Below are 14,074 nucleotides of genomic sequence, written 5' to 3'. Positions count from 1 at the left end.
TATTTTGACTCATCAAAATAGGGAGCTACCGTCTCTGCACGTTTAATCACCAACCAATGATCCGCACGTCGCGCCAGAAGACCCGTCAACAACTCCATGGCCGAGTGCTGCTGATCTGCACCTTGCTGGCCTCAGCAGTGCTCTGCCCTCAGCGTGCCCTTGCTGGATTCGATAAAGAGCAACTGGCTGGTTTTGAGGTGACGGAGCTGAAAGGAACCGTTAGCGAAGCTCTAGCCAAAGAAAAGGTGATCGAAATTGTGGATCCAGAGGGGCACACCGAGGTTTATACGGTTGGTCTCGACCTAGAGCCGCTTGGCTTAGAACCTGGAGATGAGGTGAGCCTCTCCGTTCTCGACGGATTGTTGGTCGACCTTGAACCAAGCGACGATCAAGATCTGAGCTTTAGTCGTGAAGACATCATCCTTCCCAGTGATATGGGGAAGTTGAAGAAAGGCATGCGCGTCGCCCTTGCCTCAGGAACGGGAAGGGTGATCAAGCTGGATCGTAAGGATGGAAGCCTGAGCCTGATGGGTCCGTTTGGCGGCATCAATAATCTCGACGTTTTAGTGACGCCAGAGAATGATCCTCTTGAGGATTTGAACGTTGGCGATTTCGTGGATTTCCGCTTGGTGCAGCCCGTCGCGGTTGATGTCCGCAAACTGTCTCGTTCGCTGAGCCGTCCTTCGGCCCTAAGGCCTCCCTTAGCGAGCGACCTGCTTCGGTCTGGAATCACTCTGAAGGCGGAACTTCTGGAGTCATTTGAGATCACCCATCTCCACGCCATCGTGACCCGCCTTCTTCCAGATCAGAAGGTGCTGGAAATTGAAGGCCCAGAGGGACACAACATCGTTGTGACGTCGGCCGTGGATCTCAACAGCTTGAAGTTGAGTCCAGGCACAGAGATTTCAATGGATATTTTGGATGGTTTGGTGGTTGACCTTCGCCCTGCCACGAGCAAAGCCCTCAGTTTTGAGCGCCAGGATGTTGAGATTGCTGGAGATTTTGGCCCTGTGCCGAAGGGCACTCGCGTGGCGATGGCTACGGGCAGCGCCGAGGTGGTGAGGATCTCGCGAACCGATCGCACCTTGAGTCTCCGCGGACCATTCGGGAAGGTTCACAATCTCGACGTCAGCAAGCGAATGCCTGGAACGGTGTTCGATGAGCTAGCTCTCGGGGATCTGGTGGAGTTCCGTTTCATCAAGCCTGTGGCGATTCGAATCACGCCACTCGCTTCTCGCTAAGACTGTCCTGACGCCAAGGCTCGGACGATGTCACCCCGCGTTAACACTCCCACGGGATGTTTGTTGTCGTCCACCACAATCAGTCGCTGGGTGCTGCGTTCATGCAGCAACGATGCAGCTTTGGGGAGAGGGAGACTCTCTGAGCAGCTGTGAAGGTCACGTCCCATCAGATCGGCCACCGTGGTGCCCAGCACTTGATGAACCTGCTTGTCCCAGTTGAGTGGATTCTTCAGATAAATCACGCTGTCCAACAGCATCACGTAGGGGCCGGCATCAACTCCGCTTTCACGCACCATGAGGTCTTGCTCGGTGAGCTCACCGATCAGAAGTCCGTTCTGATCTACTACCGGCAGGCCACTGATGTGGTGATCGCTCAGCAGACTCACGGCATCTTTTAATGCCGTTTCTGGTGTCACAGTCAATACGGGCGATGACATCACCTCTTTGACCGTCTGCTGAAGCACCATGGAATCCACGCATCTCAATGCATTCTGAGCCTTGATCTCTCCCTGGCGCCTCTGGGCTGATCGACTCACCCTGGCTCGAGCCCTGATGGGGCTCCCGCTTCTGCTTGCCTTGGCGACGCATTACGACGCGTTGGCCTGGTGGTTATTGCTGATTGGAGGCTGGAGCGATGCAGCGGATGGCTGGTTGGCGAGACGTGCCGGTGGTGGCAGCACGTGGGGCGCTCGGCTGGACCCTCTCGCTGACAAGTTATTGATCAGTGCTCCTCTGATCTGGTTGGCGTCAGAGGGAACCCTTCCTGTTTGGGCTGTCTGGCTGTTGCTGGCCCGTGAATTGCTGATCTCTGGCTGGCGTGGTGGCAGCAGTGATGGGGCACCAGCATCCGCTGCAGGGAAAGCCAAAACAATCCTCCAATTTCTCAGCCTTGCGCTCATGCTTTGGCCCCCTCTGTGGGGAGATGCAGCACTGGTTCAGGGTTTGAGAAGGGTTGGTGTGGGTTTGTTTTGGCCCTCGTTGTTTTTGGCGTTGTGGTCAGCCTGGGGCTATCTCAAACCTCGCCGATCAGAGCCTGGTCAGCGCTGAAGTCAGGATCGGGTGTCGGCTTGCCTTTGTATTCCCGTTGATAGCTGTCAACGAGGGAGGCACAGGCATCAAACCGGGGTTCCCAAGCCAGTTCACGCCTGACGCGGGTGGTGTCGGTTAAAAAATGACTGAGCCTTAAAGGAAAGGCCTTGCGAGCTTTGGGATCTAGTCCACTGGGGTCAAACGGTCGTAAATCCAATTGCTTGGGGTCTCGGCCACAGGCCACGGCTGCCGCCTCAATCAAGCCACGGAAGGTGATGCCCCGGCTTGCGCTGCAGTTGTAGATCCGATTGCTAGCGGCATCCACCTCAAGCGAGCGCGCCATGGCCTCAGCCAGGTCTTCAGCGTGGCCGATCTGGGTGATGGTCTCACCTGATCCTGGAAGGGGAATCGGTCGATCATTGACGATGCGGTCAAAGAACCAGCGCTCTACGGGGTTGTAATTCCCAGGTCCCACGATGTAGGTGGGACGGAAGCTGGTGAAGGGAATCCCCTGCTCTTGCAGCCATTGTTCGGTGTCGGCCTTGCCTGAATGTCGACTGGCGGGATCGATCGCAGCTGTTTCATCCAGCGGCCACTGCGTGGAGGCGGAATAGACCCCAGCGGAACTCACATACAAAAAGCGATGCGTCGGCGTGCCCGTTACTGCTAAGACGCGACGACTATCGTCCAAACTGCGGCCGGAGCTGTCGATGATCACCTCAAAGTCACGTCCCTTGAGTTGGTCGAGATCGGCATCAACACTGCGATCTCCTTGAATTGACTCCACTCCTTTGGGTGAGGGAAGTCGACCTCGTGTGAACAGGGTGAGTGCATGCCCCTGGTCTTGAAGCCTTGCCACCAATGGCTTCCCAACAAAGCGGGTGCCACCCATTACGAGAATCTTCATCAGCAAGGCGCTCAACCCAGCCATTGAAGCGCGGCCATTCCACAGCAGACATCACGCTTGCCCCCCGGCCTGCAGGATGGAGAGAGTGAAACGTGCCACCGGCGTCATGGAGATCATTCCCGCGATTGACCTCTTGCAGGGCAGCTGTGTTCGTTTGCATCAGGGTGACTACGACCAGGTCACTCGCTTTAGCGACGACCCACTCGCGCAGGCTCAACAGTGGGTCAAGCAGGGTGCAACCCGTTTGCATTTAGTGGATCTCGATGGTGCTCGAAGCGGTGAGCCCATCAATGATCAAGCGGTGCGCTTGATTGCAAAAGAGCTCTCCATTCCTGTGCAACTTGGTGGCGGAGTGCGGTCGTTGGAGAGGGCTGAAGAGCTGCTCAGCTGTGGACTGGATCGAGTCATTCTCGGCACCGTGGCGATTGAGAACCCCGAGTTGGTGATGGAACTTGCCAACCGTCATCCTCACAAAATTGTGGTGGGCATCGATGCACGCAACGGTTTTGTCGCCACCCGTGGATGGGTTGAGGAGAGCACCGTGGAAGCCACGGCTCTGGCTCAGCGGTTCAGTTCCGCAGGGATTGCGGCCATCATCAGCACCGATATCGCTACCGATGGCACGTTGGCTGGGCCGAATCTTGATGCCTTGCGCGCCATGGCTCAAGCGAGTGAGGTTCCTGTGATCGCCTCTGGCGGCGTGGGTTGCATGGCAGATCTGCTATCGCTACTCGCCCTAGAACCACTGGGTGTGGAGGGAGTGATCGTGGGTCGAGCGCTCTACGACGGTCGCGTCGACTTGCATGAAGCGATCCAGGCGATGGCGGATGGCCGACTGCAAGACCCTCTGAGTGATCAGTGCCGCACGATCGCTTGAGACGAATTGGATTGATGGAGCCCTCGTGTCAGCTTGAGCGCGACGAAGTCTTGAATAAGGTTTTAAGATGCCACTAATAAAGTTGCATTAGTGGCGGTCGGAAGCACCCATCTAAGTTCGGATTTGTCCGCTGCTTCCAGTGGACTTCAAGCCACTTTTGAGTTGTGCCGAAGACTTGGGATGCGCTTGAGTCAGCAGAGGCGGATGGTCTTGGATCTGCTTTGGACTGAAGCCAGCCATTTAAGTGCGAGGGATATTTTTGAAAAATTGAATGATCAGGGGCGACGGATTGGCCATACATCGGTGTACCAAAATCTTGAAGCTCTCCAGAGAGCTGGTGTGATCGAATGTCTGGATCGGGCGAGTGGCCGCCTTTATGGCTATCGAAGTGACCCCCACAGCCATCTCACTTGCCTCGAGAGCGGACGAATCGAGGACCTCGATGTTCAACTGCCTGATGAACTCGTGCGGGAAATCGAAGAGCGCACTGGCTACACAATTGAGACCTATACCCTTCAACTGAGTGGACGTCCAACAGCATTAGATCGACGGCGATGATTCGAGCTGGAGCATTTGCTCCTTCACCATTTCCCTGCGATCATTCGTGAGGGATGGATTACAGCGGTGAACGGGATTCCAAACAAGATTTTGCTTATCGCAAGGAATCTGCTTGCTCAATCTCTTTTGTCGGGGCTCGCTGGCAACAAAGAGTTAGAAATATCGGTTTCCGCGAAGCAGCTGGATGGACAACCTGATCTTGTGATCTGGTCCATCGAAACGATTGCATCGCCGGCACTGCTCCAGCTTGAGGTTTTGAAACTGCAAAGCCGTTGGGGATCCGCTCCACTGTTGTTGTTGCTTCCTGCAAAACTTCCTTGCGATCCCACAGAGCTTCTTTCCCTGGATTGTGCGGGATTGCTTCAGGATCCTGATCTTGAGCAATTGCAGCTGAGCATTGAAACGTTGCTGTCTGGGGGCAGGGTGGTCGAACTGTCGGCGCACGCTTCGTCCGAGACGTTTGGATCGTTTCAGTCACCAGGGCTGGGCCCCTGGTTGTTGATGACTGGTCTTCAGCAAATCAATCACGACCTGCGCATGATCGAGGTGTTGTTGAACCCACCGCCAGAGAATCCGATGTTGCGATTCATGCTGGAGGGTCGCTGTCGTGAATTGAACAGTGCTCGTCAGCTGTTGCTTTGGCTTTGGGGACCATTGCAATTAGGGCTGGAAGGTGCGCTTCCTCTCCAGCAATCGTCTCCCTTCAATGAACCGTCAGGAACATCGATTCAGTTGAAAGAGAGAAATGGTGCTGCGGTGTGGGATGCCATTCATCAACGCCTTGAAATGGCGGTGACGGGAGGTTTAAGCAACGCCACCGGTCAGATGCTGGCGATTGAAGGTCTCCACCCTGAGCGACGACGCGAGCTCTTGCTTGCCCTGTTGCGACAGCTCAACGCTGTGCTGCAAAGGTTGCGTTTGGATCAGCAGGCTTCCGCTGAAAAGCGGTCGGATCGCGCGCTCTCGGAGCACTGGCAGGCTTTGCAACCGGAATTGCGCAAGCAGGCGTTGTGCACGATGGCGGGCCATTACGTACGCCTTCCTATGGGGGAGGAACTCAGCGGCGTGGCCGATCACCTGGTTCTGAATACAGAGCTGGAAGACATCGATGAGGAACTGCCGAATCCAAAGCGGATGCTTGCCCCTTTTCTTGACGATCAGCCCGTTTTGGTCGATGGGCAATTGCTGCCTGCCGATGATCCCCGCGCGTTGCTGCAGCTCGAAACGTTGGTGAGCAATTGGTTGGTGCGCACAGCCGAACTGATTGGATCTGAGCTGCTTGGCGTTTGCGGAGACTGGCCTGAGTTGAGACGCTACTTATTAGATCAACGCTTGATTTCCACACGAGAGCTGGAACGTCTACGCAACCAACTCAACACCCAGTCTCGCTGGCAAGCTTGGATTCAACGTCCGATACGCCTGTACGAAAGCCAGCGTCTTCTGTATCAGCTCAATGACGGAACGATCGCACCGCTGTTGTTAATGGAACCCAGAGACGAAGAGTTGCGTCGTCTTGGCTGGTGGCAACAACAGGTTGCTCTTCTTCTAGAAGCGCGGGATGCCTTGGCTCCTCAGGTTCAACTTCTGGTCCGCAGAGTGGGTGATCTGTTAGCGGTGGTCCTGACCCAAGTGATTGGTCGAGCGATCGGACTGGTGGGTCGAGGTATCGCTCAAGGGATGGGCCGCAGCTTCAACCGCAGCTGATCCAAGCGGTCAGAATGCTGCATCCACTGTTCAGCACCATGCCTTTGCTCAGCATCATGCGCCCGGTCCTGCGTTCTCTATTCGCTGCGGGATTGTGCTTGCTGCTGATTGCAAGCCCAGCCGAGGCAGCTAGGGACACCGATAGTTACGACGGCAATATTTTTGCGTTGTACGCAGGCAATGGATCACTGGTCCCACCCGCTACAACCCTGAAGGACGCTTTAGACAAAGAACGCACCAGCGTGATCGTCTTCTATTTGGATGACAGCAGTACCAGCAAGATTTTTGCGCCTGTTGTGTCTGAACTGCAGCGTTTGTGGGGGCGAGAGGTGGAACTGTTGCCCTTCACCACCGATGCCTTTCAGGGAGATGACAGCCAAGACCCATCCGATCCAGCGACCTATTGGCATGGCACCATTCCGCAGGTCGTCGTTATCGATGGCAAAGGCACGGTTTTGCTCGATGAGGATGGACAGGTTCCTCTTGAAGTCATCAATGCTGCCGTCAGTGCAGCCACTGGAATTGAGGCACCTACCCAGGGCAGCACCACAATCAGTTTCAACGAGCTCAATACAGAAGTGATGTCGCGCTGATCAATCCACCGGAACGCCTTACGCTGCTTGATTGTTTCCGGTCAGCTGACCGTTTTCCTATGTGCACGCTGTTGCTGATCTTGCTCCTGCTCGGCATCGGTGTGCTTTGGATTGAGGCGCGGCACAGGCTCAGGCCTTCGTCACCCCTTCAATTACGCGCCCACGATTGGCAAGTGCAACACACGCCAAAGAGCCTTGTTCTTGAGGGTTGGTTGACAATCACGAATCCGCATCAGCGCATGGAAGTGATGGTTCCAGAGCTTGGAGTGGACCCCACATTGCTCGGGAATAGCGACCTGAGTTCCGTCAACGTTCAGACCAAAATCACTCCGCATCACCCCGATGAGGAAGCCCGCCCGGATGGATATTGGGCCGCTTACATCGTGAAAGGCCGCAAGAGCACTCAGGTGAAGGTGCAACTCACATTCAGTTCGGATCAAGAGGTCGCGATCAACGATCGCGTCGACAGCGTTTGGGTTGATGTGCACTGGGTGAATTACGGGCCGTTTGGCCGCTTACATCGCCGTCAAGGGATGGTTGTTCCAACCCGTCAACCCGAACCGCTCCAGCTGGCTAATGCTTCCTTCCGTCAAGGAGATGGCTGCTCGGTTTTGCCCATCAAAACGCACTTGCTGGGTCCCTTAGATGACACGGTTGATGTGCTGAGGCACTATGCAGGTGGTCTGATTCAGCCCGGAGATGTCCTCACGATTGGGGAAACTCCTGTTGCTGTGATTCAGGGCCGATACGCTCATCCCTCCACGGTCCAGCCAAGTTGGGTTGCCCGCTTGCTGTGCCGTGTGTTTCATCCCACGAGCAGCTTGGCAACAGCCTGCGGCCTCCAAACGTTGATCGATCAGGTTGGTCCTACTCGCGTTTTGGTGGCTTGGAGTGTGGGGTTCGTTTTAAAACTTGTGGGTCAGAAGGGTTGGTTCTATCGACTTGCCGGTGACCAAGCACGACTGATTGACGACATCACCGGCACCACACCTCCCTATGACCAAACCATTGTTCTTGGTCCGGACTCTCCAGCAGAGCTTTGCAATGCTGCCGCAGAGACGCTTGGCGTTGCGGTGGCGATCGTTGATGTCAATGATCTTGGCCGGGTCAAAGTGCTGGCTTCCAGTCGTGGTTGCGATGAAGCATTGCTTCACCGTGCCCTGAAGCCAAACCCTGCTGGCAATGCCAACGAACGGACCCCCCTTGTGTTGGTTCGACCTGCCTAAATCCTCGGCTGCTCGAGGTGAGCGATACATTAATGATCTACAGCAGACGCGATGTGGATCAAGCATCCGGCAGCTCTCCTCGGGTGGAAACTCTCAACGCATCCCATTTGCGATTGCTGTTGACATCTGCTCAGATCAGTTCATCGAACCAATGGGCCGATCAACCGCAAGCCATGATTCTCCAGGCTTGGCTGCTCCACAAGTTGCGGGTGTTGGTCGCTCTGGAGCAAGACGATGCAAGGGCTGAGCGATTGCTCTCTCTTGTGGTTTTGCGCTCGCTAAATCGCCTTAGCAGCTGTTGGCAACTCGAACTCGAGGAACGGCAGGAACCAACGGGCACGAGCAGGATTTCTGTGATCCGGAGGTTGCTTCATGAAGCGCTTAGCGATGGGGTCGCCCGTTCACAGAGTTGGTTGATCCGCTGCGATAGCAACGATCAAGACCAGCTTGATTTGGTTCGTGAACTGGGATTTCAACCGCTCAGGAGGTTTGGGGTTTGGCGGCGCGATCCGTCTGCCATGTCAGAGACATCAAGCTTTGAGTTGCCGCCCCATTGTCGTTGGAGCGCTCTCGACAAGAGCACCGCAAGACAACTGCTCGCTCTCGAGCAAGCCTGTTGTTCAACGCATCATCGCCAAATTCTTGATCGCCAATGGCAGGACCTTGTCGATCAACGCGCGAAGGGTTGCGGCCTCTTAGAGCGGATCGATTCCGATCAAAATCAGGTGCTTGCAGGACTTGTTGCCAGACCCTCTGGTTTTGCCAGACCAAGGCTTGAACTGTTGCGAGGTTTGGCCTGGGATGACCGTCTCAAGGATGCCTTGCCTCCCGCTTTGGCGCGTTTGTCCCGACTTCAACCAACCCCTGAACTCCTGGTTGATGACGATGATGCCCGTCTCCAGTCCATCGTTCAGCGTTGTGGATTCCAGTCGCAGCAAACCCAACTCGTCCTGGGCCGCAGTCTCTGGCGCAAGCTTGGAAGCCGAGAGCTCAGTGGTATCCGTCCTCTGGAATCGATGCTGGGTCGTCTCCAACCACAGCAGCCGCCCTTGCCGACGCCATCACTGGGTCGTGAGCGCTCATCGTGAGTCCATCTCCCCGTTCGATGTTGAGCCTGGATGTGGGGCGCAAGCGCATCGGCTTGGCAGGGTGTGATGCTCTGGGCATCACGGTGAGCCCCCTCCCAGCTCTTTTACGCAGAGCGTTTAAGCAAGACCTTGGGCATTTGGAACAGATCTGCCTGACCCGTCGCGTGCAGGGCCTGGTTGTGGGTTTACCCCTTGATGCAGAAGGTCAATTCACAGAGCAAGCAGCCCATTGCCAGCGTTACGGTCAGCGCCTGGCCGTGGCTTTAAAACTGCCTTTGGCGCTCGTGAATGAACACAGCAGTAGTTGGGCCGCGGCCGAACGTCATGGCTTGCAAGGGGATCGCAGCGGAAGACTTGACAGTGCTGCCGCTTCACTCCTCCTTGAGCAATGGCTCGCTGATGGGCCAGAGCCTGAACCGGTCGACATGGCGACCCCGTCTGCTAGCAAGACGGACGGCGATGAAGGATCCTGAGGGTATTGATTCTTTAGCAATGAGTTCTAGCGGGCCTAATAACAGCGGAGACGTGCCAACGCTGCTGGTTAAAGACAGTGAAGGCCGTGATCTTCTTTGTTTCCTAGAGCAGCTCATCCCACTCGATGGTAAGGATTACGCGTTACTGACCCCTGTCGATACTCCGGTCTGTTTGTTCAGGTTGAAGGATGGAGATGAGCCTGAAGTCATCGACAGCATCACAAGCAATGAACCGATTCTCTCGGTGGCTGATGTGGTTCTTCAAGAGCATGAGCTCACCCTTGTCCGCTCCGCGGTCACCCTCACGGTGAATGGTGAGCTCGATGAGCCCGATCCTGAAGATCTCGATGAGGATGAGGCGGGTGACGATGAATCTGAGACCTATGAATTGCTGGTGAGTTTTTTGGTCGATGAATTGGAATATGGGCTCTACATCCCTTTAGATCCCTTCTTTGTTGTAGCCCGAATGGATGATGGCGCAGCAGTTTTGGTGGAAGGGGATGAGTTCGATCAAATTCAACCTCGAATCGAGGCTGAGCTTGATGAGCGTGAGCTCTCCGAGTGATGCGTCGTGATTGGCTGCGACCTGATTGGGATCCAGGCTTAACGCTGGCCCATCTTCCGTTGGAACCCTTGCTTGGCAGAGGGATCAAAGCCTTATTGCTTGACGTTGATCGCACCCTTCTTCCAGGACGTGATGTGGCGTTGCCTGCCTCTGTCCTTCGCTGGGCCCAATCGGCTCAACGCCATACGCATCTCTATTTGATCAGTAACAATCCCTCCCGCGAGCGGATTGGTGCTGTGGCTGAGCAGCTTGGAATTGGCTTCACCAGCTCAGCAGCTAAACCGCGTCGCGGTGCGATCCGACGTGTGATGGAGACCCTGGATCTCAAGCCAGAGCAGATCGCAATGGTTGGGGATCGCGTGTTTACGGATGTTCTTGCAGGAAACCGTCTTGGTCTCTATACCGTTTTGGTGAGACCCCTAAGTGCAGACGGAACGCCCTGTCGTCACGATCGCGTTCAAGTGTTGGAGCGACAACTCGCTCGATGGCTTGGAGCAGGCCAGGCATGAGCCTGCGGGTCGTGAAGGTTGGAACCAGTTTGCTGCGCAGCACGGAAGCTCGCAGCACTGCTGAAGCCATTTCAGCTCTATGCCTGAATCTCGCCCAATGTCTTCTGCGCGGTGATCGTGTTGTCTTAGTCACGAGTGGTGCGGTTGGACTTGGATGCCAGCGCCTAGGCCTGAAGACAAGACCCTCCACGCTCAGAGGTCTTCAAGCGGCTGCGGCGATCGGTCAAGGCCATCTGATGGCTCTGTACGAAGACGCGATGGCCGCCCATGGCATCCCCGTTGCACAGGTTCTTCTCACCCGATCTGACTTAGCCGACAGTCGCAGTTATCAGAACGCTTCGGCAACCCTGCACCAGTTGATCGAATGGAAGGTTTTACCCGTCATTAATGAAAACGACACGGTGTCCTCCGCTGAGCTGCGTTTTGGCGATAACGACACGCTCTCAGCGTTGGTGGCAGCAGCGATTGATGCGGATGATTTGATCCTGTTAACCGATATCGACCGGCTCTATTCCGCTGATCCGCGCAGTGATGCCTCCGCTCGTCCGATTTCGGACGTGCATCACCCAGCAGACTTGCAGGCGCTTGAACAGGGCGCAGGAGATGGAGGTCGTTGGGGAACCGGCGGGATGACCACCAAACTCGCGGCCGCTCGGATTGCCACCGCGAGTGGAATCACCGTGCATCTGGCGGATGGTCGTGATCAGCGCACGCTTGAAACGATGCTGGCTGGGGGGCGTGGAGGCACGGTCTTTCATCCCCATCCCCAACCCCTGGGTCATCGCAAAAGCTGGCTGGCCCATGCCTTGCAACCCCAAGGCAGCCTTCACATCGATGGTGGTGCCTGCCAAGCGCTGTGCGACAAAGGCGCCTCGTTGCTTTTGGTTGGCATTACGCACTTAACAGGAGAGTTTCAGGCCAATCAACCCGTGCGGATCCTCGATCAGGAAGGCCATGAAATGGCCCGTGGCTTGAGCTCCCTGAGCAGTGAGGCGCTTCGACGTCTTGTTCATGAGCCAGCGCGGACTGATCGGCAAGGGGGCTCGCCTGTTGTGGTCCATCGAGACGTGCTTGTCCTCAGCACGCCTACGATCCGCCAACCAGACCCCTGAATCGATGCGTTTCAGCCAGTTAATCGCCGTCCTTAAGGACGGAGAGGCAGGTCTGCTGGAGCATCAGCTCAGCAGTGATCCTGAGCTCCGTGGTGCTGCATCTTTGGAGAGAGCCGGTGCCGATCAACTCAGCTTCCTTGAAAAGGGCAACGCTCTGATTCAGAGCTTAGAAACCAGCCATGTTGGCGCCGTTTTGATTCCCAATCAGGATGACCTCAAGGCCATGGCAGAGCAGCGTGGTCTGGCTTGGGCCGTGATGCGTGATCCTCGCTTGGCCTTCGCAGAAGCTCTCGAGCGTCTGCATCCTCGGCCCAGAACAGAAGCAACCATTCATCCTTCTGCGGTGATCGGTGACCGGGTTCAGATCGATGCTGGGGTCTCGATTGGCCCTCACGTTTGCATTGGCGATGACACACGCATCAGTGCCAACAGCACCATTCATGCTGGTGTTGTGATTTATGGCGATGTGAGGGTCGGTCAGTCCTGCGAATTGCATGCCAATGCGGTGCTTCACCCAGGAGTGCGTTTAGCCAACCATTGCGTGGTTCACTCCAACGCGGTGGTGGGTTCAGAGGGGTTTGGATTTGTTCCGACTGCTAGTGGATGGCGAAAAATGCCTCAAACCGGTCTGGTGATCCTTGAGGAGGGTGTTGAAGTGGGTTGCGGCAGCACGATTGATCGCCCGTCTGTAGGTGAAACCCGAATTGGTGCGGGAACAAAGATCGATAATCTCGTGCAAATTGGACATGGCGTTGTCACCGGCCGGGGCTGTGCCCTGGCCTCGCAGGTGGGTATCGCGGGCGGCGCTCGCCTTGGACATGGGGTGATTTTGGCTGGACAGGTTGGTGTGGCCAACCGAGCGGTGATTGGTGATCGTGCGATCGCGAGTTCCAAGAGCGGGATTCATGGTGAGGTGGAGCCCGGTGAAGTGGTGAGTGGCTATCCGGCTATTCCCAACAGGCTTTGGCTGCGTTGTTCAGCAGCCTTCAGCAAATTGCCTGAGATGGCGAAACAGATTCGCGAACTTAAGAAAGCCACTCAGTAGCCTCTCTTGTTCCTCCCTCTGAAACCCAATGCCACAACATCGCGTTGTTTTGCTTCCGGGTGACGGCATTGGTCCAGAGATCACTGCCGTGGCGAGGCAGCTCCTGGAAGCCGTGTCGGCTCGACATGGGTTCACGCTCGAGTTCAGTGAAGCGCCGATTGGTGGCTCTGCCATCGATGCCACTGGTGAACCCTTGCCGGCGAGCACCCTTGAAGCTTGTAAGGCAGCCGATGCCGTCTTGCTTGCAGCGATCGGGAGCCCTCGATTTGATGCCTTGCCACGTGAACAACGGCCTGAAAGTGGATTGCTAGCGCTGCGCTCTGGAATGGAGCTCTTCGCGAATCTCCGACCAGTCAAGATTGTTCCAGCCCTCATTAGTGCCAGCAGCCTGCGACCTGAAGTTGTGGAAGGTGTGGATCTGATGGTGGTGAGGGAGCTCACCGGAGGTATTTATTTCGGGAAGCCGAAAGGTCGTGTGCAGGCCGATGGCGAAGAGAGAGCGTTCAACACCATGACCTACTCGGATTCAGAGGTCGACAGAATCGCCAGGGTGGCTTTCAAGCTCGCCTGTGAGCGTCGCGGGCAGCTTTGCTCGGTGGATAAGGCCAATGTGCTCGATGTCAGCCAACTGTGGCGTGATCGCGTGGAGGGCATGAAAGGTGAGTACGCCGCAGTGGATGTCAGTCACCTGTATGTGGACAATGCGGCGATGCAACTGGTGAGAGATCCTCGCCAGTTCGATGTGGTGCTCACGGGCAATCTTTTCGGAGACATTCTCAGCGATATTTCGGCCATGCTCACCGGCTCGATCGGCATGCTTCCCTCAGCCTCTTTGGGAAGCGAGGGGCCTGGTTTGTATGAACCCGTTCATGGTTCAGCTCCTGATCTCGCTGGTCAAGACAAGGCCAATCCAATGGCCATGGTGCTCTCCGCAGCGATGATGTTGCGGACTGGTCTCAAGCAAAACGCAGCTGCGGACGATCTGGAACATGCTGTGGATCGCGTTTTGGCAGCCGGATTCCGCACAGGAGATCTGATGTCTGAAGGCTGTACTTCCCTGGGCTGTCAGGCGATGGGGGAGGAACTTCTCAAGACACTGTGATGCAACCTGGCAGGAAAAATGTGGAATTTGCCCTTTGACCTGCCA

General features: G+C 56.0%; 16 protein-coding genes. 14 read left to right on the top strand and 2 right to left on the bottom strand.

What is annotated here, in order from left to right:
• Window positions 1-56: 56 nt before the first annotated feature.
• Window positions 57-1,241 (top strand): hypothetical protein, encoded by a 1,185-nt coding sequence (locus tag SynSYN20_RS08925; RefSeq protein ID WP_186523111.1) that lies wholly within the window; start codon window positions 57-59, stop codon window positions 1,239-1,241.
• On the opposite strand, the gene SynSYN20_RS08920 is transcribed toward SynSYN20_RS08925, so the two are convergent.
• A complete protein-coding gene (locus SynSYN20_RS08920; RefSeq protein WP_186523109.1) occupies window positions 1,238-1,708 on the bottom strand; it encodes a CBS domain-containing protein in 471 nt (156 codons plus the stop codon). The genes SynSYN20_RS08925 and SynSYN20_RS08920 overlap by 4 nt on opposite strands.
• A gap of 31 nt (window positions 1,709-1,739) precedes the next feature.
• On the opposite strand from SynSYN20_RS08920, the gene SynSYN20_RS08915 reads away from it, so the two are divergent.
• Window positions 1,740-2,288 (top strand): CDP-alcohol phosphatidyltransferase family protein, encoded by a 549-nt coding sequence (locus SynSYN20_RS08915; RefSeq protein WP_186523107.1) that lies wholly within the window; start codon window positions 1,740-1,742, stop codon window positions 2,286-2,288.
• Here the strand turns inward: SynSYN20_RS08915 and SynSYN20_RS08910 are convergent.
• Window positions 2,254-3,177, bottom strand: a complete 924-nt coding sequence (locus tag SynSYN20_RS08910; RefSeq protein WP_186523105.1) for an NAD-dependent epimerase/dehydratase family protein — start codon at window positions 3,175-3,177, stop codon at window positions 2,254-2,256. The two genes, SynSYN20_RS08915 and SynSYN20_RS08910, sit on opposite strands and share 35 nt — an antisense overlap.
• A 106-nt stretch (window positions 3,178-3,283) precedes the next feature.
• Between SynSYN20_RS08910 and hisA the strand changes: the two genes are divergently transcribed.
• The 12 genes from hisA (at window position 3,284) to leuB (ending at window position 14,029) form a co-directional block, all read left to right on the top strand.
• Window positions 3,284-4,054: a 1-(5-phosphoribosyl)-5-[(5-phosphoribosylamino)methylideneamino]imidazole-4-carboxamide isomerase gene (gene hisA / locus SynSYN20_RS08905; protein ID WP_186525552.1), complete on the top strand. Its 771-nt coding sequence runs from the start codon at window positions 3,284-3,286 to the stop codon at window positions 4,052-4,054.
• Window positions 4,055-4,177: 123 nt separating this feature from the next.
• Window positions 4,178-4,612: a Fur family transcriptional regulator gene (locus tag SynSYN20_RS08900; RefSeq protein ID WP_186523103.1), complete on the top strand. Its 435-nt coding sequence runs from the start codon at window positions 4,178-4,180 to the stop codon at window positions 4,610-4,612.
• Between the two features lie 66 nt (window positions 4,613-4,678).
• A complete protein-coding gene (locus SynSYN20_RS08895; protein ID WP_186525551.1) occupies window positions 4,679-6,316 on the top strand; it encodes a DUF3685 domain-containing protein in 1,638 nt (545 codons plus the stop codon).
• Between the two features lie 14 nt (window positions 6,317-6,330).
• Window positions 6,331-6,909: a thylakoid membrane photosystem I accumulation factor gene (locus tag SynSYN20_RS08890; protein WP_370586667.1), complete on the top strand. Its 579-nt coding sequence runs from the start codon at window positions 6,331-6,333 to the stop codon at window positions 6,907-6,909.
• A 59-nt stretch (window positions 6,910-6,968) separates the two neighbouring features.
• A complete protein-coding gene (locus tag SynSYN20_RS08885) occupies window positions 6,969-8,135 on the top strand; it encodes a F420-0:Gamma-glutamyl ligase (protein WP_186523101.1) in 1,167 nt (388 codons plus the stop codon).
• A gap of 17 nt (window positions 8,136-8,152) precedes the next feature.
• Complete coding sequence (locus tag SynSYN20_RS08880; RefSeq protein WP_255476219.1) at window positions 8,153-9,223, top strand: hypothetical protein; 1,071 nt, start codon at window positions 8,153-8,155, stop codon at window positions 9,221-9,223.
• A 17-nt stretch (window positions 9,224-9,240) separates the two neighbouring features.
• On the top strand, window positions 9,241-9,696 hold the full coding sequence (gene ruvX / locus SynSYN20_RS08875) for a Holliday junction resolvase RuvX (protein WP_186525548.1): 456 nt from the start codon (window positions 9,241-9,243) through the stop codon (window positions 9,694-9,696).
• Between the two features lie 19 nt (window positions 9,697-9,715).
• Window positions 9,716-10,261: a DUF3727 domain-containing protein gene (locus SynSYN20_RS08870; RefSeq protein WP_186523099.1), complete on the top strand. Its 546-nt coding sequence runs from the start codon at window positions 9,716-9,718 to the stop codon at window positions 10,259-10,261.
• Complete coding sequence (locus SynSYN20_RS08865) at window positions 10,261-10,770, top strand: YqeG family HAD IIIA-type phosphatase (RefSeq protein ID WP_186523098.1); 510 nt, start codon at window positions 10,261-10,263, stop codon at window positions 10,768-10,770. The genes SynSYN20_RS08870 and SynSYN20_RS08865 overlap by 1 nt, the downstream gene beginning before the upstream one ends.
• Window positions 10,767-11,882, top strand: coding sequence for a glutamate 5-kinase (gene proB, locus SynSYN20_RS08860; RefSeq protein ID WP_186523096.1), 1,116 nt, complete (start codon window positions 10,767-10,769; stop codon window positions 11,880-11,882). Before SynSYN20_RS08865 ends, proB begins: the two co-directional genes overlap by 4 nt.
• 4 nt (window positions 11,883-11,886) lie before the next feature.
• Window positions 11,887-12,927 carry a UDP-3-O-(3-hydroxymyristoyl)glucosamine N-acyltransferase gene (lpxD, locus tag SynSYN20_RS08855; protein ID WP_186525547.1) on the top strand — a complete coding sequence of 347 codons (1,041 nt, stop codon included), beginning with the start codon at window positions 11,887-11,889 and terminating at the stop codon, window positions 12,925-12,927.
• Between the two features lie 28 nt (window positions 12,928-12,955).
• Window positions 12,956-14,029: a 3-isopropylmalate dehydrogenase gene (gene leuB, locus SynSYN20_RS08850; RefSeq protein WP_186523094.1), complete on the top strand. Its 1,074-nt coding sequence runs from the start codon at window positions 12,956-12,958 to the stop codon at window positions 14,027-14,029.
• Window positions 14,030-14,074: the final 45 nt, after the last annotated feature.

The sequence above is a fragment of the Synechococcus sp. SYN20 genome (assembly GCF_014279555.1).
GTDB lineage: Bacteria > Cyanobacteriota > Cyanobacteriia > PCC-6307 > Cyanobiaceae > Synechococcus_C.
The sequence above is the reverse complement of the archived record's forward strand: the minus strand, read 5'-3'. Positions and strand labels throughout refer to the sequence as shown.